Source organism: Janthinobacterium sp. SUN100, assembly GCF_030397705.1.
GTDB lineage: Bacteria > Pseudomonadota > Gammaproteobacteria > Burkholderiales > Burkholderiaceae_D > Janthinobacterium > Janthinobacterium kumbetense.
This window is the reverse complement of sequence record NZ_JAPUBU010000003.1, coordinates 1-18,601: the sequence shown is the minus strand read 5'-3', so window position 1 is coordinate 18,601 and position 18,601 is coordinate 1. Positions and strand designations below refer to the sequence as shown.

At 62.1% G+C, this 18,601-nt stretch carries 18 protein-coding genes and 1 rRNA gene; 9 read left to right on the top strand and 10 right to left on the bottom strand.

The window, feature by feature from the left end; all coding sequences use genetic code 11:
• Positions 1-100 precede the first annotated feature (100 nt).
• From O0881_RS16565 to O0881_RS16545, 5 genes are all read left to right on the top strand, one after another.
• On the top strand, positions 101-559 hold the full coding sequence (locus O0881_RS16565) for a (2Fe-2S)-binding protein (protein ID WP_289912256.1): 459 nt from the start codon (positions 101-103) through the stop codon (positions 557-559).
• A gap of 10 nt (positions 560-569) precedes the next feature.
• The gene (locus O0881_RS16560; RefSeq protein ID WP_289912255.1) at positions 570-2,834 is read left to right on the top strand and encodes a xanthine dehydrogenase family protein molybdopterin-binding subunit; all 2,265 of its coding nucleotides are present in this window, start codon (positions 570-572) and stop codon (positions 2,832-2,834) included.
• A 13-nt stretch (positions 2,835-2,847) separates the two neighbouring features.
• Positions 2,848-3,456 (top strand): nucleotidyltransferase family protein, encoded by a 609-nt coding sequence (locus tag O0881_RS16555; protein ID WP_289905613.1) that lies wholly within the window; start codon positions 2,848-2,850, stop codon positions 3,454-3,456.
• Between the two features lie 117 nt (positions 3,457-3,573).
• A complete protein-coding gene (locus O0881_RS16550; protein ID WP_289912254.1) occupies positions 3,574-5,394 on the top strand; it encodes a M61 family metallopeptidase in 1,821 nt (606 codons plus the stop codon).
• Between the two features lie 215 nt (positions 5,395-5,609).
• The gene (locus tag O0881_RS16545; RefSeq protein WP_289905611.1) at positions 5,610-6,779 is read left to right on the top strand and encodes a GGDEF domain-containing protein; all 1,170 of its coding nucleotides are present in this window, start codon (positions 5,610-5,612) and stop codon (positions 6,777-6,779) included.
• On the opposite strand, the gene O0881_RS16540 is transcribed toward O0881_RS16545, so the two are convergent.
• From O0881_RS16540 to rpe, 7 genes are all read right to left on the bottom strand, one after another.
• A complete protein-coding gene (locus O0881_RS16540; protein WP_289912253.1) occupies positions 6,730-7,194 on the bottom strand; it encodes a hypothetical protein in 465 nt (154 codons plus the stop codon). The genes O0881_RS16545 and O0881_RS16540 overlap by 50 nt on opposite strands.
• A gap of 19 nt (positions 7,195-7,213) precedes the next feature.
• Positions 7,214-8,014 carry an indole-3-glycerol phosphate synthase TrpC gene (gene trpC / locus O0881_RS16535; protein WP_289912252.1) on the bottom strand — a complete coding sequence of 267 codons (801 nt, stop codon included), beginning with the start codon at positions 8,012-8,014 and terminating at the stop codon, positions 7,214-7,216.
• Between the two features lie 33 nt (positions 8,015-8,047).
• On the bottom strand, positions 8,048-9,091 hold the full coding sequence (trpD, locus tag O0881_RS16530; RefSeq protein ID WP_289912251.1) for an anthranilate phosphoribosyltransferase: 1,044 nt from the start codon (positions 9,089-9,091) through the stop codon (positions 8,048-8,050).
• A gap of 65 nt (positions 9,092-9,156) precedes the next feature.
• The gene (locus O0881_RS16525) at positions 9,157-9,720 is read right to left on the bottom strand and encodes an aminodeoxychorismate/anthranilate synthase component II (RefSeq protein WP_099665565.1); all 564 of its coding nucleotides are present in this window, start codon (positions 9,718-9,720) and stop codon (positions 9,157-9,159) included.
• Position 9,721: 1 nt separating this feature from the next.
• Positions 9,722-11,218, bottom strand: coding sequence for an anthranilate synthase component I (trpE, locus tag O0881_RS16520; RefSeq protein ID WP_289912250.1), 1,497 nt, complete (start codon positions 11,216-11,218; stop codon positions 9,722-9,724).
• Positions 11,219-11,487: 269 nt separating this feature from the next.
• Positions 11,488-12,192 carry a phosphoglycolate phosphatase gene (locus tag O0881_RS16515; RefSeq protein ID WP_289905609.1) on the bottom strand — a complete coding sequence of 235 codons (705 nt, stop codon included), beginning with the start codon at positions 12,190-12,192 and terminating at the stop codon, positions 11,488-11,490.
• Positions 12,192-12,866 carry a ribulose-phosphate 3-epimerase gene (gene rpe / locus O0881_RS16510; protein ID WP_077399332.1) on the bottom strand — a complete coding sequence of 225 codons (675 nt, stop codon included), beginning with the start codon at positions 12,864-12,866 and terminating at the stop codon, positions 12,192-12,194. The genes O0881_RS16515 and rpe overlap by 1 nt, the downstream gene beginning before the upstream one ends.
• Before the next feature lie 165 nt (positions 12,867-13,031).
• Here rpe and apaG point away from each other — a divergent pair, with 165 nt between their 5' ends.
• Positions 13,032-13,406 carry a Co2+/Mg2+ efflux protein ApaG gene (gene apaG / locus O0881_RS16505; protein ID WP_034785627.1) on the top strand — a complete coding sequence of 125 codons (375 nt, stop codon included), beginning with the start codon at positions 13,032-13,034 and terminating at the stop codon, positions 13,404-13,406.
• 26 nt (positions 13,407-13,432) lie between these two features.
• On the opposite strand, the gene O0881_RS16500 is transcribed toward apaG, so the two are convergent.
• Positions 13,433-13,579, bottom strand: a complete 147-nt coding sequence (locus tag O0881_RS16500) for a hypothetical protein (RefSeq protein WP_167468630.1) — start codon at positions 13,577-13,579, stop codon at positions 13,433-13,435.
• Positions 13,580-13,673: 94 nt separating this feature from the next.
• On the opposite strand from O0881_RS16500, the gene O0881_RS16495 reads away from it, so the two are divergent.
• Positions 13,674-14,858 carry a murein transglycosylase A gene (locus tag O0881_RS16495; protein ID WP_306558300.1) on the top strand — a complete coding sequence of 395 codons (1,185 nt, stop codon included), beginning with the start codon at positions 13,674-13,676 and terminating at the stop codon, positions 14,856-14,858.
• A gap of 40 nt (positions 14,859-14,898) precedes the next feature.
• Here the strand turns inward: O0881_RS16495 and O0881_RS16490 are convergent, their stop codons facing one another.
• Both O0881_RS16490 and O0881_RS16485 read right to left on the bottom strand, forming a co-directional pair.
• Positions 14,899-15,336: a universal stress protein gene (locus tag O0881_RS16490; RefSeq protein WP_289912249.1), complete on the bottom strand. Its 438-nt coding sequence runs from the start codon at positions 15,334-15,336 to the stop codon at positions 14,899-14,901.
• A 137-nt stretch (positions 15,337-15,473) separates the two neighbouring features.
• The gene (locus tag O0881_RS16485; protein WP_289912248.1) at positions 15,474-16,793 is read right to left on the bottom strand and encodes an MFS transporter; all 1,320 of its coding nucleotides are present in this window, start codon (positions 16,791-16,793) and stop codon (positions 15,474-15,476) included.
• Between the two features lie 63 nt (positions 16,794-16,856).
• Between O0881_RS16485 and O0881_RS16480 the strand changes: the two genes are divergently transcribed.
• Together O0881_RS16480 and O0881_RS16475 are read left to right on the top strand one after the other, a co-directional pair.
• Positions 16,857-17,633, top strand: coding sequence for an enoyl-CoA hydratase (locus O0881_RS16480; protein WP_289912247.1), 777 nt, complete (start codon positions 16,857-16,859; stop codon positions 17,631-17,633).
• A 379-nt stretch (positions 17,634-18,012) separates the two neighbouring features.
• A 16S ribosomal RNA gene (locus tag O0881_RS16475) occupies positions 18,013-18,601 on the top strand; the annotation flags it as partial.

The window sequence follows — 18,601 nt, the reverse complement described above, 5'->3', positions numbered from 1 at the left end:
GCCCTCGCAAGGCGCGCTTTTTTTTGCACTTTTTTCCGCTGTCGTATCATCAAGTGTTGTTTGTAGACGCCATAACAATTCAAAAAAGGAGAAGCAGCAGATGATTACCCTGAATATCAACGGACGCGACACGCAGGTCGATGCCGATCCTTCCACGCCCATCCTGTGGGCGCTGCGCGATAACCTGAACATGACGGGCACCAAGTTCGGCTGCGGCATGGCGCTGTGCGGCGCCTGCACGGTGCACCTCGACGGCCAGGCCATCCGCTCGTGCATCACGCCGATTTCCTCCGTCGGCACGCAAAAGATCACCACCATCGAAGCGATGGAAAACGACCAGGTGGGCAAAGCCGTGCAGGCGGCGTGGGTGCAGCACGACGTGCCGCAATGCGGCTACTGTCAAAGCGGCCAGGTGATGAGCGCGACGGCGCTGCTGCGCACCAACAAGGCGCCCAGCGATGCCGACATCGACGGCGCCATGAGCGGCAATATCTGCCGCTGCGGCACCTATCAACGGATCCGCGCGGCCATCAAGGACGCGGCCAAGACCCTGGCCTGAGGAGAGCGACATGCGTATCGAATGGTTGAATCAGGAAGCATTGCAGCATGGCGGGGTGACCCTGGGCGCGGCGCTGGCATCGGCCCCTGTTACCGTGGCCGATGGCGTGTCGCGGCGCGGTTTCATGAAGGCCGGCGCAGTGGCCGGGGGCGGCTTGATGCTGGGCTTTTTCCTGCCGGGCGCAGGCAAGCTGGCGCAGGCGGCCGATGCCGCACCCGCCAAGCCCGTGTACGCGCCAAACGCTTTCCTGCATATTGCCCCCGATAACACGGTGACGGTGCAGGTGAACCGGCTGGAATTCGGCCAGGGCGTGCAAACGAGCTTGCCCATGCTGATCGCCGAGGAACTCGACGCCGACTGGAGCCTGGTGCACGGCGCGCTGGCACCTGCTGGCGAGCAGTACAAGGATGCCGCCTATGGCATGCAGATGACGGGCGGTTCGGGCAGCATCGCCCATTCGTTTACGCAGTACCGCGAAATCGGCGCCAAGGCGCGCGCCATGCTGGTGGGCGCCGCCGCCGCGCAATGGAAAGTCAGTCCCGACCAGGTGCGCGCCGCCAAGGGCGTGCTGTATGGCCCCGGCGGACAAAAGGCCACGTTTGGCGAATTTGCCGACGCGGCGATGCGCCAGCCGGTGCCCGTCACCGTCAAGCTGAAGGACCCGCGCGACTTTGCCATCATCGGCAAACCCGTGAAACGCCTGGACGCGGCCGCCAAATCCACGGGCAAGCAGCAGTTCGGCATCGACTTCAAGCCGCCTGGCGCGAAAGTGGCCATGGTGGCGCGCCCGCCCGTGTTTGGTGCGAAAGTGGCGAAATTCGACACCAGCAAGGCGAAAGCCATCAAGGGCGTGCTGGACGTGCTGGAAGTCAAAACCGACCGTGGCGGCAGCGGCGTGGCCGTCATCGCCGAAGGCTACTGGCCGGCCAAACAGGGGCGCGACGCGCTGGTGATCGAATGGGACACGAGCGCCGTGGAAAAGGTCAGCAGCGACAAGCAGCTGGCCGCCTTCAAGGCGCTGGCGAAAACGCCGGGCACCGTCGCCAAACCTGCCGACATGGGCAAGCTGGCCTCGGCGCCGAAAAAGATCGAAGCCGTCTACGAATTTCCCTACCTGGCGCACGCGCCGATGGAGCCGCTCAATTGCGTCGTCGACCTGCAGGCAGACAAATGCACAATGTGGGTGGGTTCGCAATTCCAGACGGGCGACCAGGCGGCCATCGCGGCGACCTCCGGCCTGAAACCGGAGCAGGTGACCCTGCACACGATGATGGCCGGCGGCGGCTTCGGCCGGCGCGCCGTGCCCTCGTCCGACTACGTGGTCGAAGCCGTCAACGTCGCCAAGGCGTACCGGGCGGCGGGCAAGGGCGGCCCGTTAAAGCTGATGTGGAGCCGCGAGGATGACATCAAGGGCGGCTACTACCGGCCGTCGCACGTGCACCGCGCGCAGATCGGCCTCGACGCCAAAGGGAAAATCCTCGCCTGGGACCACACCATCGTGGGCCAGTCCATCATGGCCGGCACGCCGTTCGAAGCCTTCATGGTGAAAAATGGCGTCGACGGCACCATGGTCGAAGGCATGGGCGAGCCGTACACCCTGCCGATGAAACTGTCCGTGCACACGGTCAAGGCGAACGTGCCCGTGCTGTGGTGGCGTTCCGTCGGCTCGACGCATACGGCCTTCGTCATGGAAACTCTGATCGACGAAGCGGCGCACGTGGCGAAGATGGACCCCGTCGCCTATCGCAAGCAGCTGATCGACGCCAAGCATACGCGCCACATCGCCGCGCTGGACCTGGCCGTGGCCAAGTCCGGCTATGGCAAGAAGAAGCTGCCGAAAGGGCAGGCCTGGGGCGTGGCCATGCATGAATCGTTCAATTCCGTGGTGGCCTACGTGGTGACGGCGTCGGTGGTGCAAGGCGCGCCCAAGCTGCACCAGGTATGGGCGGGCGTGCATTGCAACCTGGCCGTCAATCCCCTGACGATCGAGGCGCAAGTGCAGGGCGCCGCGCTGATGGCGCTGGGCATGACGATTCCTGGCGCAGCCATCACGCTCAAGGATGGCGTGGTGGAGCAGCAGAACTTCGGCGACTACCCCGTGCCGCGCATGCCCGACATGCCGGTAATCGAGGTGCACCTGGTGCCGTCTGGCGATGCGCCGACGGGCATGGGCGAGCCAGGCGTGCCGCCGCTGGCGCCCGCCTTCGCCAACGCGCTGTTCGCGCTGACGGGCAAGCGCCTGCGCAAGCTGCCTTTTGATTTGGCGGCCGCATGACGGTAGCGGTTTTTTGAGCACGGTCGGCATCTTGCTGGCAGCCGGAAGGGGACGCAGGTTCGACCCTTCCGGCGTGCAGAACAAATTATTGCAGCCATTGGCGGAAGGACCGCACGCGGGTCTGCCGGTGGTGGTGGCGGCAGCGAGGAACATGCTGGCTGCCTTGCCGCGCGTGCTGGCCGTGGTGCGCCCCGACGATGCCGAGGTCGCGCGCCAGCTCGGTGCGCTGGGCTGCGAGGTACGCGTCTGCCATGATGCCGACACGGGCATGGCCGCCTCGCTCACCTGCGCCATCGGTCACGTGCGCGGCGCGCCGGGCTGGCTGATCGCCCTGGGCGACATGCCTAGTGTGGAAGCGGCTACAATCGCCGCCTTGTCGCACGCCATCGGCGATGGCGCGCGCATCGCCGTGCCCGTGTTCCAGGGACGGCGCGGCAATCCTGTCGCGTTCAGCGCCTTTCACTTGCCGCTGCTGCTGGCACTCGATGGCGACCAGGGCGCGCGCAGCATCGTCAACAGCCATGCCGTGTGCGAAGTAGCAGTGGACGACAGCGGCATCTTGCGCGATATTGATACACCTGACGATTTGTCGCCGGCGCCTGGCGCGCCTGGGCGATTGTAGAACATCCATGCCAGACACGAGGAAAACATGAAGAAAGCACCGATTCAAAAAATCACCGCCAAGGCGGGAGCCAAGGCAAGCGGCAAAGCCACAAGCAAAGCCGCGGCAAAAACCGCAGTGAAAACCGCACCGGCCGCCGGCATCATCTACAGCATTGCCGCAGCCGACCTGGCCGGTCACATGTTCAAGGTGACGTTGACCGTCAAGTCGCCGGCCGCCATCGGCCAGGTATTTGCCTTGCCGGCCTGGATTCCGGGCAGCTACATGATCCGCGAATTTTCGCGCAATATCGTCAGCATCCGCGCCGAGTCCGAGGGCAAGGCCGTGGCGCTGACCAAGCTGGACAAGCATTCGTGGCAAGCCGCCCCGTGCAAGGGCCCGTTGACCGTCGAGTATGACGTGTATGCCTGGGATTTGTCCGTGCGCGCCGCCCACCTGGACCAAAATCACGGCTTCTTCAACGGCACCAGCGTGTTCTTGCGCGTGCTGGGCCAGGAGGCCGAGCCGCATGAAGTGCATATCGTGCAGCCGAAGGATGCGGCCTGCAAGACGTGGAAAGTGGCCACCACCCTGCCGGAATTGAAAGCGAAACGTTATGGCTTCGGCAGCTACCAGGCGGCCAACTACGACGAGCTGATCGACCACCCGGTGGAGATGGGCGACTTCGCGCTGGCCACTTTCACCGCGCATGGCGTGCCGCACGATATCGTCGTCACGGGCAAGGTACCTAACCTGGACCTGGACCGCCTGTGCCGCGACCTGAAAGCCATCTGCGAAATGCAGATCGCCTTCTTCGAGCCGAAGACAAGGAAAGCGCCGATGGACCGCTATGTGTTCATGACCATGGCCGTCGGCGACGGATACGGCGGCCTGGAACACCGCGCCTCGACGGCGCTGATCTGCGCGCGTGCGGACCTGCCGACGACGGCTTCAAACAGCACGGAAGTCGGCGACGGCTACCTGAAATTCCTGGGCTTGTGCAGCCATGAGTACTTCCACACCTGGAACGTCAAGCGCATCAAGCCGGCCGCCTTCGCGCCGTACAACCTGCAGGCGGAAAGCTATTCGCCGCTGCTGTGGCTATTCGAGGGCTTCACCAGCTATTACGACGACCTGATGCTGGTGCGCGCGGGCCTGATCGACGAGGCAGCCTATTTCAAATTGCTGGGGAAAACCGTCAACAGCGTCTTGCGCGGCAGCGGCCGCACGAAGCAAAGCGTGGCCGATTCCAGCTTCGACGCCTGGGGCAAGTACTACCGCCAGGATGAAAACGCGCCGAACGCCATCGTCAGCTACTACACCAAGGGTTCGCTGATCGCGCTGGCCTTCGATCTGACACTGCGCACGAAGACGAATGGCGAAAAGTCGCTGGACGACGTGATGCAGGCCTTGTGGCAGCGTTATGGCCGCGATTTCTACAAGGGCAAGGGAGAAGGCAAGGGCCGCGGCGTGACGCCGGCCGAAGTCGAAGCCCTGTTCGATGAAATTGCCGGCACGCGCCTGAAACCGTTCTTCGAGCGCTACATCCGCGGCACGGACGATGTGCCGCTGGCGCGCCTGCTGGCGCCGTTCGGCGTGAAATACAGCGATGCGCGCAAGGCGGAAAAGGCCAGCCTGGACGTCAACCTGGGCCGCGACGGCAACGATGCCAAGCTGGCGCAGGTGCACCAGGGCGGCGCGGCGCACGTGGCCGGCCTGTCGGCGGGCGACGTGCTGGTGGCCATCGATGGCTTGCGCGTGACGGGTAACCCGGCCAACCTGGACACCTTGCTGGGCCGCTACGCCGTCGGCGCCAAGGTGGCCATCCACGCCTTCCGCCGCGACGAGCTGATGACGTTCACGGCCGTGCTGCAAGGCGACCGCGTGCCCGGCGTCAGTCTGGCGCTGCTGCCGGCGCCGAAGAAAGCCACGGGGCCGAAGCGTCCTAGTGCGGCATGATGCTCATGCGGTAAGACAGAAAACCGGCCGTCACTGGCCGGTTTTTTATTTCAAGCAGCAATTTCCCAAATGCAACTTATCCGGTGAAACTGGCGGCTTGCCATCATATTTACTGCAAATGAACTAATTTTTCTTTAACTAAACTAAAATTGCCGAACCGCTTCTTTTAGATCGCGCCCAACGTGCAAACCCTCGATCCTCGAACGATTATGCTGATGACGACCCTGATGTGCGGGGCGATGAGCATCGTCATGTTCTCGGTGTATCGCAGTTTCCGGCGCGAGGTGCATGGCCTGGGGCATTGGGCGGCCGGCTTGCTGTTGCTGGTGTGCGCGTCCCTGCTGTTCGGCACCCGCGAGGTGCTGCCGCCGGCATTGTCCATGATCGCGGCCAATGCGGCGCTGGTGGCCGGTATCGGCCTGTCGATGCTGGGCACGGAGAAATTCTTTGGCCTGGCGCCCAGCCGCCGCGCCTATCTGCTGATACTTGCCCTGGCCATCGCCGGCAATAGCTGGTGGTTGCTGGCGCAGCCCGATTTTTCGGCGCGCGTGGCGGTCTTTTCCCTGCTGGTCTTCCTGTTTTATGCGCGCCAGGTGCAACTGGTATGGCGCCATGGCGAGCGCCATTTCTCGAGTTTTTTCTTTGCCGCGCTGATGCTGATGCAAGCCGTCGTGGTGCTGGCGCGCGGCGTGTCTGCCTTGCTGCATGGCGGCGCCAGCGTGAACCTGACGGTGGCCGGCACGCCGGCCGGCATCTATCTGGCGGTCGCCAATTTCATGGCGCTGCTGCTGACGGTGGGCTTCATGACGATGGCGACGCGCCGCCTGCAGCAGATACTGGAGCGCCGCTCGACCCACGATCCGCTGACCCAGGTGCTGAACCGGCGCGGCTTTGGCGACGCCTATGCGCGCGAGATAGACAATCTGCGCCGCCGCCGCTTGCCGTTGACATTGCTCAGCATCGACCTCGATTACTTCAAATTGATCAATGACCGCCACGGTCACGCGGTGGGTGACCGGGTGCTGGCGCACGTGGCCACCGTTATCAAGGGCGCCTTGCGCGAATCGGATTGCGTGGCGCGTTTCGGCGGCGAGGAGTTCGTCGTGCTGATGCCGGACATGCCGGCGCATAATGCGTTGGGCGTGGCAGAACGCATCCGCGCCTTGCTGCGCGAGCCCAGTCATACAGGGCTGCCACCGTGTACGGTCAGTATCGGCGTCGCTTGCCAGGCGTCGGTGGTGGAAGGGCTGGAACAGCTGTTGTCGCGCGCCGATGCGGCCCTGTACCTGGCCAAGGAACGGGGACGCGACCGCATCGAACTCGATACCGCCGCGTTTACTGTGGACCGGACAAGGTCCGCAGCTGGAATTGGTACTGGTCGTTGAACAGGAAGGTTTCGGAGAAATCGAAGGTCCGGGCGTGGCGGTGCATCAGGTGTGACGCCGGCGGAAAGAGGGTGGGCACGCGCCGCACGGCGGCCAGCGCCGCGGCCGATGCTTCGCTGTCGCGCGAACGGTGCACGTGCACGCTTTTCAGCTCGCCGTCCGGGCCCACGCTCAGGTCGAGCACGACGATGGCCGGCAGCATGGGCGGCAGGCGCCCGCTGAACGTGTAGGCGGCGTTGGCCGCCATGATCTGCTGTGCCACCAGCGACTTGTAGGCGTCGATGCTGGCGGCCAGCTGTATCGCGGCCGGCGTGCGAGGGGGCGTGGACGTGGGCGTGCTCACCGCCGGCGGGGCCGCGGTCTGGCAGGCCGACAGCAGGCTGGCGGCGGCAAGGACGATAATTCCGTATCTCATGCTACCAGCCTACCATGGTTTAACCGAACAGGCGTTCCAGCTCCACGCCGGGGTCGGGCGCGCGCATGAACGCTTCGCCCACGAGGAAGCTGTGGATGTGCGCATCGCGCATGCGTTGCACGTCGGCCGTGCCGTGGATGCCCGATTCCGTGATGATCAATTTGTCTTGCGGGATGCGCGGTAACAGCTTGATGGTCGTGTCGAGCGACGTTTCGAAGGTGCGCAGGTTGCGGTTGTTGATGCCGATCAATGCGCTCTTGAGTTTCAGGGCCGCCGTCAGTTCGTCGCCATCGTGGCTTTCGATCAGCACGCCCATGCCCAGTTCGTGGGCGCACGCTTCCATCTCCGCCATCAGGCCATGGTCGAGCGCAGCGACGATCAGGAGGATGCAGTCGGCACCCATGGCGCGCGCTTCATAGATCTGGTACATGTCGACCATGAAATCCTTGCGCAGCACGGGGATGGCGCAGGCGGCGCGCGCCTGCTGCAGGTACTCCACGGATCCCTGGAAGAACTGTTCATCCGTCAGCACGGACAGGCAGGCCGCGCCATGCGCGGCATAGCTGGCGGCGATATCAGACGGGCGGAAGTCGGCGCGAATGACCCCTTTCGACGGCGACGCCTTTTTCACTTCGGCGATGATGCCGGGCTTGCCGGCGGCGATGTGCTGGCGCAGGCTCGCTTCGAAGCCGCGCAGGCCGGCGCGCAGGGCGCTGTCGCTTTCCACGTCGCCGCGCAGGCTGGCCAGGCTGCGGCGGGCCTTGGCCTTGGCCACTTCATCGGCTTTCACGGCCAGGATTTTATCGAGTATGTCGGACATGATGGTCGCTATTCTATAAAGGAGGGCGGCAGCTTACGCTTGTGCCGGGGTGCCCAGCTGTTGCGTGACCTGCACGAATTGCGCGAGTTTCGCCAGGGCCGCGCCCGAACTGACGGCGGTGCGCGCGCGCGCCAGGCCGTCTTCGATCGAACTGGCCACGCCGGCCGCGTACAGCGCCGTGCCCGCGTTCAGGGCGACGATGTCGGCGGCCGCACCGGGCTCGCCGCGCAGCGCTTCCATCATCTTGGCTTTCGATTCCACGGAATCGGCCACCTTCAGGTTGCGGCTGGCGATCATCGACATGCCGAAGTCTTCGGGATGGATTTCATATTCACGGATTTCGCCGTTGACCAGTTCACCGACCATGGTGGCCGCGCCCAGCGACACTTCATCCATGTTGTCGCGGCCATACACGACGATGGCGTGCTGCGCACCCAGGCGCTGCAGCACGCGCACCTGGATGCCGACCAGGTCGGCGTGGAACACGCCCATCAAAATATTCGGCGCGCCGGCGGGATTGGTCAAGGGGCCCAGGATATTGAAGATGGTGCGCACGCCCAGCTCGCGGCGCACGGGCGCCGCATGCTTCATGGCCGCGTGGTGATTCGGCGCGTACATGAAGCCGATGCCCGTTTGCGCGATCGACTGGGCGATCTGCTCGGGCTGCAGGTTGATGTTGACGCCCAGCGAGTCCAGCACGTCGGCGCTGCCGGACGAGGAAGACACGCTGCGCCCGCCATGCTTGGCCACGCGCGCGCCGGCGGCGGCGGCCACGAACATCGAGGCGGTGGAAATATTGAACGTGTGCGCGCCGTCACCGCCCGTGCCGACGATGTCGAGCAGGTTGGTGGTGTCGGCCATGGGCACCTTGGTGGAAAACTCGCGCATCACTTGCGCGGCGGCGGCGATTTCGCCGATGGTTTCCTTTTTCACGCGCAAGCCCATGGTGAGGGCGGCGATCATGGTGGGCGACATTTCGCCGGACATGATCTGGCGGAACAGGTACAGCATTTCGTCGTGAAAGATTTCGCGGTGTTCGATGCAGCGCAGCAGGGCTTCTTGTGGTGTGATCGGCATGATGCTTCCTTCTTCAATGATGGCGCAGGAGGACACTGATGGCACGCCGTGGCGTGCGCGGAAAATCAGCGCTCGAGAAAGTTCTTCAGCAGGGCGTGGCCGTGCTCCGAGAGGATCGATTCGGGGTGGAACTGCACGCCCTCGATATCGTATTCCCGGTGGCGCACGCCCATGATTTCGCCGTCGTCCGTCCACGCCGTCACTTCCAGGCAGGAAGGCAGCGAGGCGCGTTCGATCGCCAAAGAGTGGTAGCGGATCACTGTGAAGGGGCTGGGCAAGTCTTTGAAAACGCCCACGCCCGTATGCGCGATGAGGGAAGTCTTGCCATGCATGACTTGCTTGGCGCGGATGACGTTGCCGCCAAACGCTTCGCCGATGGCCTGGTGGCCCAGGCACACGCCCAGTATCGGTTTCTTGCCGGCGAAGTGCTTGAGCACTTCCACGGAAATGCCCGCCTGTGCCGGCGCTTTCGGACCGGGCGAGATGCAGATGCGGTCCGGGTTCAGCGCCTCGATCTGTGCGATCGTGATTTCATCGTTGCGGTAGACCCGCACGTCTTCGCCCAACTCGCCGAAATACTGCACGATGTTGTAGGTGAAGGAGTCGTAGTTGTCGATCATCAGCAGCATCTTAAAACCCTCCATCCAGGCCATCTTGCACTTGTTCGGCGGCGCGCAGTACGGCACGCGCCTTGTTTTCCGTTTCCTGCCATTCCATTTCGGGAATGGAGTCGGCCACGATGCCGGCCGCGGCCTGCACGTACAGCATGCCGTCCTTGACCACGCCCGTGCGGATGGCGATCGCCACATCCATTTCGCCGCCAAACGACAGGTAGCCGCAGGCGCCGCCGTAGATGCCGCGCTTGGTGATTTCCAGTTCGTCGATCACTTCCATGGCGCGCACTTTCGGCGCGCCCGTCAGGGTGCCGGCGGGGAAGGTCGCGCGCAGCACGTCCAGGTTCGACAGGCCATCTTTCAGCTTGCCTTCCACGTTCGAAACGATGTGCTGCACGTGCGAGTATTTTTCGATGACCATGCGGTCGGTGACTTGCACGCTGCCTGTCTCGGCGATGCGGCCGATATCGTTGCGCGCCAGGTCGATCAGCATCACGTGCTCGGCGATCTCTTTCGGGTCGGCCAGCAGCTCGGCCGACAATTCGGCGTCGCGCTCTGGCGTGGCGCCGCGCGGACGGGTGCCGGCGATCGGGCGCAAGGTGACTTTCTTGCCGCCGTCCGCCGTCTTTTCGTTGCGCACCAGAATTTCCGGCGAGGCGCCGATGATCTGCATGTCACCGAAATTATAGAAGTACATATACGGCGACGGGTTGAGCGAACGCAAGGCGCGGTACAGTGTCAGCGGCGAATCGACGTAAGGTTTGCGGATGCGCTGGCCGATCTGCACCTGCATCAGGTCGCCCGCCATCACGTATTCATGCGCCTTGGCGACGGCCTTCAGGTAATCTTCCTTGGAAAAGTCGCGGATGGTTTCCGTGCGCACGGAAGCGCTGGTGACAGGCGCATCGACACCGCGGCGCAGCATCATGCGCAAGTCCTTCAGGCGCTGCTGCGCTTTCGAAAACGATTCGGGCTGCGTCGTGTCGGCGTAGACGATCAGGTAGAGCTTGCCGGACAGGTTGTCGATGACGGCCAGTTCTTCCGTCACCATCAGCTGGATGTCGGGCAGCTTCAAGTCGTCTTTCGGCGCGCCGCCGGCGAGTTTCTTCTCGATGTGGCGCACGGTGTCGTAGCCGAAGTAGCCGGCCAGGCCGCCGCAGAAGCGCGGCATGCCGGGGCGCAGGGCCACCTTGAAGCGCGACTGGAATTGTTCGATGAAGTCGAGCGGATTGCCTTCGTGTTCTTCGATTACGCTGCCGTTCTTGACGATTTCGGTGCGTTTGCCATAGCTGCGCAGCACGGTCGTGGCGGGCAAGCCGATGAAGGAATAGCGGCCGAAGCGTTCGCCGCCGACGACGGATTCGAGCAGGAAGGTGTTCTTGCCGCCTTGTTGCGCCTGTGCCAGTTTCAGGTACAGGGTGAGCGGGGTTTCCAGGTCGGCGAACGCTTCCGCGATCAGGGGGATGCGGTTGTAGCCTTGCTGGCCCAGCGATTTGAATTCGAGTTCGGTCATGTTTCTCTCCATGCCGTCAGGGTATGAGTGTGCATAGTGCACAAACCCTGCGGTGGGTTATCAAAAAACTTGCCGGGACACGCAACGTGCGCAACATGCGCAAACGACGTGTGTACAACCGGCAGCAATCGTAACGGCTCGGCCCTTAAGCCTGCCAGGATTGCCAGCGTCGCCAAAGCCAGGCCTCAATCGAGCCGGTTTGGGTGACATTGTGTTTTTTGATGAGAAACGTGTTCACGATATGGTGTTGGGTTTGGTCAGTATGCCGGTTAGTTTTGCATGCCAATAAAACGGGCTGCTTCGAGCAGTGTCTTTACTATACCATCGGAATCGGTATCGTGTATAGAGTGTCCGTGATTGTAGCCGTACGGTACCGTCAGTACGGGGCAAGCCGCAGCCCTGGCCGCTTGCGCGTCATTCGATGAGTCGCCGATGGCCACCACTTTGGATGGCGGCAGGTCGAAGTCCGCGCACACTTGCAGCAGCGGCATGGGGTGCGGTTTTTTCTGCGGCAGCGAATCGCCGCCATAGACGATCTCGAAATACTGATCCAGGTTTTTCAGTTTCAGCAGGGGCAGGGCGAAGGCGATCGGCTTGTTGGTGACGCAGGCCAGGCGCAGGCCCGCCGCCTTCATCGCCGACAATCCCGCTTCGACCTCCGGATACAGGGTGCTGAACTGGCCATTGATGGCCAGGTAGTGACGCTGGTAGCCCTCCATCGCCTGCTCGAAACGCTGTTCCACGCCGGCGTCATCGAAGTCGAGCGCCAGCACGGTGCGGATCAGGTTTTCCGAGCCCTTGCCCACCATCAACTTGATGGCATCGGCGCTGATGGGCGCCAGGTCCAGTTCGGCGCGCATGCCATTGATGGCGACATGAAAATCGGGCACGGTGTCGAGCATCGTGCCATCGAGGTCGATGATGGCGGCGCGCACGCCAGCCAGTACGTGGTCTTTCACCGTGCCCGCTTGCATCAGTTGCCCACCGTTTTGGCCAGTTCGGCGCGCATGGCGTCGATGACGGCCTTGTAGTCCGGCTTGCCGAAGATGGCCGAGCCGGCGACAAAGGTGTCGGCGCCGGCGGCGGCAGCGGCGGCGATGTTGTCGATCTTGATGCCGCCATCGACTTCCAGCATGATGTCACGGCCCGACTCGTCGATCATGCGGCGCGCTTCGGCGATTTTCTTCAGCGCTTGCGGAATGAAGGACTGGCCGCCGAAGCCCGGGTTGACGGACATGATCAGGATGATGTCGATCTTGTCCATCACGTGTTCCAGGTAATGCAGCGGCGTGCCCGGGTTGAAAACCAGGCCCGATTTGCAGCCATTGTCGCGGATCAACTGCAAGGAACGATCGACGTGATCCGACGCTTCCGGGTGAAAGGTGATGATGTTCGCGCCAGCCTTGGCGAAATCCGGGATAATGCGATCGACAGGCTTGACCATCAGATGCACATCGATGGGCACTTGCACGTGCGGGCGGATCGCTTCGCACACCAGCGGGCCGATGGTCAGGTTCGGCACGTAATGGTTATCCATCACGTCGAAGTGGATGATGTCGGCGCCGGCGGTAACGACGTTGCGCACTTCCTCGCCCAGGCGGGCAAAGTCGGCGGACAGGATGCTGGGAGCGATACGGAATGTTGTCATGGTGAAGTAGCCAAAGGATAGAAAATGCGATTTGCGCTATTTTACGCCTGACGCCGTTACCATGCCTCATTGAAGTACGGTGAAACACAGAATACGCATCGCGCGATGGCCAATGCGTCGCGCGCGACACACAATATGACTGGCAATGTCTGAAGAGGAATGACGATGGCGACTTATGAATTTACGGTAACGGTCAAAACGCAATATCTGCCCGATCAATCGGCACCGGACCAGGGGCGGCACGTGTTCAGCTACACGATCCGCGTCGTCAACACGGGCACGGCTGGCGCGCAACTGATTTCGCGCCACTGGGTCATCACGGATGCGAACAACAAGGTGGAAGAGGTGCGCGGCCTGGGCGCCGTCGGTCACCAGCCGCTGTTGCAGCCGGGCGAGCAATTCGAATATACGAGCGGCACCATGCTGGGCACGCCGCAAGGCTCGATGCACGGCGAATACTTCTGCGTGGCCGAAGACGGCCATCAGTTCGAAGCGCCGATTCCCGAGTTCGTGCTGTCGGTGCCGCGCACCCTGCATTAAGGAAACGCCGGGGGGGGCTTGCCCCCTTATTTCAGTTTTTCGGTGGCGTCCTGTTCTTCACTGAGCTGCTTGCGTGCCGGCGGTGCGGGCTTTTTGCCCGAATACATGGTCCACCAGACTATAAATGCCAGCAAGAAGAACGCCACCAGCGCCTCTATCATCAAGATCCACATACGCATCCCTATGTTATTTACCCGCAGCCCATTTACCAGCCGTCTGTTTACACGCGGTAGTCTACCTGTTTCAATCGGCGCCGTCGCGCTTGTCTTGTCCGCCTGCACCACGCCGCCCGTCGCGCCGCCCGCTGCTTCCAGCGGCAAGGCGCCCGCCATTGCGCCGACCGTCGTCAAGCCTGTGCCTGCCAAGCCGGCCGATGCCAAGGATGCCACGGACGTGGCGGCGCCCACCTTCGTGCCCGCCAAGTTTGCCGCCTTGCCAGGCTGGGCCCGCGACGACATGCGCGCCGCCTGGCCCGCCTTCATGGCTTCGTGCGGTGTGCTGGTGAAACGGCCGGACTGGAAGGAATCGTGCACCATTGCGCGCCAGGTCAATGCCGACAGCGACAAGGCCATCCGCCTGTTTTTCGAGACCTTCTTTGTGCCAAATCAAGTCGTCACCGCCGATGGCGCCAATACTGGACTGGTGACCGGTTATTACGAGCCATTGCTGCACGGCGCGCGCAAGCGTGGCGGCCCATATCAGACACCGCTGTACAAAGTGCCTGACGACTTGGTCTCGGTGGACTTGTCCGGCGTGTATCCGGAACTGAAAAACATGCGCTTGCGGGGCAAGCTGGTCGGCAAGAAGGTGATACCGTACGCAACCCGCGCCGATATCGAGCGCGCCACGTCCGTCACGGGCAAGGAATTGCTGTGGGTGGATGACGAAGTCGAGGCGTTCTTCCTGCAAGTGCAGGGTTCCGGGCGCGTGCAGCTGACCGATACGCAGGAAACCGTGCGCGTGGCGTACGCGGATCAAAACGGCCATCCGTATAAATCGATCGGCCGCTACCTGGTCGACAAGGGCGAGCTGACCCTGAGCCAGGCATCCGCGCAAGGCATCAAGGCGTGGATCGCGGGCCATCCCACGCGCAAGGATGAATTGTTCAACGCCAACCCGAGCTATGTCTTCTTCAAGGAAGAGCGCTTGCCCGATCCGAAAGTGGGGCCGAAGGGCGCGTTGGGCGTGCCGCTGACGCCGCAGCGCTCGGTAGCCATCGATTCGCGTTTCCTGCCGCTGGGTGCGCCCGTATTCTTGTCCACCACGCAAGCCAATAGCGAAATTCCCATGCAGCGCCTGGTGATGGCGCAGGATACGGGCGGCGCCATTCGCGGGCCGATCCGTGTCGATTATTTCTTTGGCTTTGGCGCGGAAGCGGCCGAGAATGCGGGCCGCATGAAACAGAGCGGCGCCGTGTGGGTGTTGTTGCCGAAGCAGGCGCCGGCGCGCTGAGTTTCTCGCGGCGCCGGGCGGGGATTGCGCTAGCGCAAGGTTAGCGCAGGACCATGACTGGCAGATGGGTATGCGCCAGCACTTTTTGCGTTTCGCTGCCCACGAACAGCTTGTTCAAACCCTTGCGGCCATGCGAGGCCATTAGGATGATGTCGCAATGGTAGGTTTGCGCCGCATTGACGATTTCATCGTGCGGGCTCGGCGATACGGCCACCACGCCTTCGAAAGGCACGCCGGCGTCACGCGCCGCTGCGCCGATCTTGTCGATGGCGCGTTGCGAGGCTTCCTGCATCTGCTGTTCATACAGGCTGGCGTCGAGCACGATGCCGCCGTCGGCCATCGGCGAGAACGGGAAGGGCTGCACCACGCTGATGGCGACCAGCTTGGCTTTGTTCAGCTGGGCGAAGGCGAGGGCGGTCTCGGCGGCTTTGTCGGACAACGGCGAACCGTCGGTGGGAAATAAGATGGCGTTAAACATGGCGTGCTCCTCAAGTGATGTAAGACAGCTTATGGATTTACATCAATTAAAACCTTGATATAAATCAAACCTCGCAGGCTTTGGCGTGAATAGTGTCGCCAAAGCAATCTTTTAGCAGTGTATGCCCGTTCATCGCTTCAGGTGCGCACGCTACGCAGCGGCGTGCCCCACACCATGGCGACCGTCAACAGGATGCTGCCGGCCGCGATACAGGCCAGGCCATTGCGCACGCCAAAGTGTTCCGCGATCCAGCCGGCGGCCAGCGCGCCCAGCGGCGCCGTCGCCACCGTCAGGAAGCGCATGGTCGACGTCATGCGGCCCAGCATGGGATCGGGCGTCACCTTCTGGCGCAGGCCCAGGTAGGGAATAAAGAACAGCATCACGCCGCAATCGAAAAAGAACATCAATATGGCATACGCCACGGCGCTGGCGGCCGCGCTGCCGAACAGTGCTGCCGGAATCGTCGGCGTCAGGGCAAAGCACACGGAGGTGGATGCCAGGCCGATCAGGATGGTGCGGCCGGCGCCGTAGCGCTTCGTCAATGGCTTGACGATGAAGGCGCTGAGTAGTACGCCGGCGCCGCCCAGCATCTGCGTCATGCCGAGCACGCCAGGACTCATGCCCAGATCGCGCGTGGCGAACAGCACCGTCAAGGCCATGCTGGCGTAAAACAGGAAGTGCCAGATGCCGGCGCCCCAGGCCAGCGCGCGCAGCAGCGGCTCGCGCCACACGAACAGCAAGCCGTCGGCGATGTCGCGCAAAGCGTGCTTGTCGGATGGCGCCGGGTGTGGGTCGCGCACGCTCATGGCGCGCAAATTGAAGACGGAAATCAGATAACCGCACGCCGTGCACAGGATGGCGACGGGCGCGGACAAGACCTGCACCAGCACGCCGGCCAGGCCGGGACCGATCAGGCGCGAAGCCGATTCGGTGGCGGCAAATTTCGACTGCGCATCGATCAAGCCATCGCGGCCCACGAGGAAAGTCAGAAACACCTGCTCGGCACCGCCGCCCACGACGAAGCCCGTGCCGATGATGAACCCTACTATATATAACCACGGCATCGACAGCACGCCGCACCAGTAAGCCACTGCCACGCTGGCCAGGGCCAGGCCGGACATGCTTTCGCTGAACAGCATGATCGGGTGCTTGCTGCGCCGGTCCAGCAGCACGCCGACGGGCAAACCGAACAGGGCGAACGGCAGCGCCTGCAAGGCAACCAGCACGCCCATCTGTTCCGGCGTCGCATGCAGTAACAGCACCGCGCACAGGGGCAGGGCCAGTGAGGTGATCTGGGCGCCGAAGCAATTGAGGCCGTTGCTGAACCACAGGCGGCGGAAATCGACGCTGGCGGCGCTGCCGTCGCCGCGCAGGTAATGGGCGCAGTACTGGAAGAGGGAGGAGAAAATATCTTGCTCGATATGAAAATGATCAGGCTCACAATAATAGCAGCGCACCTGCCGCGCCGCTGCCGTTAGCCGCTACAATCGTTGTCACCGTGTTCATCCAGAGGAGACTATATGCAATACGAAGACTTGATCATCGATATCCAGGACAAAGTGGCGGTCATCCGCCTGAATCGCCCGAAGGCCTTGAATGCCTTGAACGACAACATGATGAATGAGCTGGGCGACGCCTTGCTGAAGTTCGACGCGGATGACAATATCGGCTGCATCGTGCTCACTGGCAACGAAAAAGCGTTTGCCGCCGGCGCCGATATCGCCGCCATGGCCGATTACACCTACCCGGACACCTTTACCCAGGGCTACATCAGCCGCAACTGGGAACATATCTTGCGCGTGCGCAAACCTGTGGTGGGTGCGGTGGCCGGCTATGCGCTCGGTGGCGGTTGCGAACTGGCCATGATGTGCGATTTCCTGATCGCCGCCGACAGCGCCAAATTTGGCCAGCCGGAAATCAAGGTCGGCGTCACGCCGGGCGCGGGCGGCACGCAGCGTTTGCCGCGCGCCATCGGCAAGGCCAAGGCCATGGATCTGCTGTTGACGGCGCGCACCATCGATGCCGCCGAGGCGGAGCGCATCGGCCTGGTGTCGCGCGTCGTGCCGGCCGATAAGTTGCTGGAAGAAACCCTGTCTGCCGCCAAGACTATCGCCGCCATGCCGACCTCGGTGGCCATGATGATCAAGGATTGCGTCAACCGCGCCTTTGAAACCACCTTGACGGATGGTGTCGCCTACGAGCGCCGCTTGTTCCAGGCCGCCTTCGGTACGCCTGCACAAAAAGAAGGCATGCACGCTTTTCTGGAAAAGCGCTTGCCAAACTTCGACGGTCTTTGATATGATTCGCCTCCCCGATGAGACGCACTAGTTTGCGGCACAAAAGGGACAGCCTTCAGGGGCTGGGTAGTAAAAAAGAAGGTTGACGAAATGACCGAAACGCTTCATACTCTTCCTTCTTCGCAGCTGACAAACACAACGCTTTGTCGATAGCGCGAAAGCAGTAACCGAATACAGTTCTTTAACAATTAACAGTCGATAAGTGTGGGCATTTGATGTAAGTGCAGCAGCGATCTTCGGATTGCTGTAATACTTAAAATATCAAATGTTCACAAGAAATAATGAAATAGGCGCTACGAAAGTAGTGGCCTGTCAGTTTTTTGAGTGAGCGACCCGTTAGAAATAACGGTGCCGGTAAAACGGCAAAGTAACAGAGATTAAACTGAAGAGTTTGATCCTGGCTCAGATTGAACGCTGGCGGCATGCCTTACACATGCAAGTCGAACGGCAGCACGGAGCTTGCTCTGGTGGCGAGTGGCGAACGGGTGAGTAATATATCGGAACGTACCCTAGAGTGGGGGATAACGTAGCGAAAGTTACGCTAATACCGCATACGATCTAAGGATGAAAGTGGGGGATCGCAAGACCTCATGCTCGTGGAGCGGCCGATATCTGATTAGCTAGTTGGTAGGGTAAAAGCCTACCAAGGCATCGATCAGTAGCTGGTCTGAGAGGACGACCAGCCACACTGGAACTGAGACACGGTCCAGACTCCTACGGGAGGCAGCAGTGGGGAATTTTGGACAATGGGCGAAAGCCTGATCCAGCAATGCCGCGTGAGTGAAGAAGGCCTTCGGGTTGTAAAGCTCTTTTGTCAGGGAAGAAACGGTGAAGGCTAATATCCTTTGCTAATGACGGTACCTGAAGAATAAGCACCGGCTAACTACGTGCCAGCAGCCGCGGTAATACGTAGGGTGCAAGCGTTAATCGGAATTACTGGGCGTAAAGCGTGCGCAGGCGGTTTTGTA

Bases quoted from the DNA above. Each gene is read 5' to 3' on its own strand.
- O0881_RS16515 (WP_289905609.1), bottom strand. From the start codon at position 12,192: ATGCAAGCGGGCACGGTGAAAGACCACGTACTGGCTGGCGTGCGCGCC.
- O0881_RS16480 (WP_289912247.1), top strand. From the start codon at position 16,857: ATGCAATACGAAGACTTGATCATCGATATCCAGGACAAAGTGGCGGTC.
- O0881_RS16560 (WP_289912255.1), top strand. From the start codon at position 570: ATGCGTATCGAATGGTTGAATCAGGAAGCATTGCAGCATGGCGGGGTG.
- O0881_RS16540 (WP_289912253.1), bottom strand. From the start codon at position 7,194: ATGAGATACGGAATTATCGTCCTTGCCGCCGCCAGCCTGCTGTCGGCC.
- trpC (WP_289912252.1), bottom strand. From the start codon at position 8,014: ATGTCCGACATACTCGATAAAATCCTGGCCGTGAAAGCCGATGAAGTG.
- O0881_RS16490 (WP_289912249.1), bottom strand. From the start codon at position 15,336: ATGTTTAACGCCATCTTATTTCCCACCGACGGTTCGCCGTTGTCCGAC.
- O0881_RS16500 (WP_167468630.1), bottom strand. From the start codon at position 13,579: ATGTGGATCTTGATGATAGAGGCGCTGGTGGCGTTCTTCTTGCTGGCA.
- trpE (WP_289912250.1), bottom strand. From the start codon at position 11,218: ATGACCGAACTCGAATTCAAATCGCTGGGCCAGCAAGGCTACAACCGC.
- O0881_RS16545 (WP_289905611.1), top strand. From the start codon at position 5,610: ATGACGACCCTGATGTGCGGGGCGATGAGCATCGTCATGTTCTCGGTG.
- rpe (WP_077399332.1), bottom strand. From the start codon at position 12,866: ATGACAACATTCCGTATCGCTCCCAGCATCCTGTCCGCCGACTTTGCC.
- O0881_RS16525 (WP_099665565.1), bottom strand. From the start codon at position 9,720: ATGCTGCTGATGATCGACAACTACGACTCCTTCACCTACAACATCGTG.
- O0881_RS16565 (WP_289912256.1), top strand. From the start codon at position 101: ATGATTACCCTGAATATCAACGGACGCGACACGCAGGTCGATGCCGAT.
- apaG (WP_034785627.1), top strand. From the start codon at position 13,032: ATGGCGACTTATGAATTTACGGTAACGGTCAAAACGCAATATCTGCCC.
- trpD (WP_289912251.1), bottom strand. From the start codon at position 9,091: ATGCCGATCACACCACAAGAAGCCCTGCTGCGCTGCATCGAACACCGC.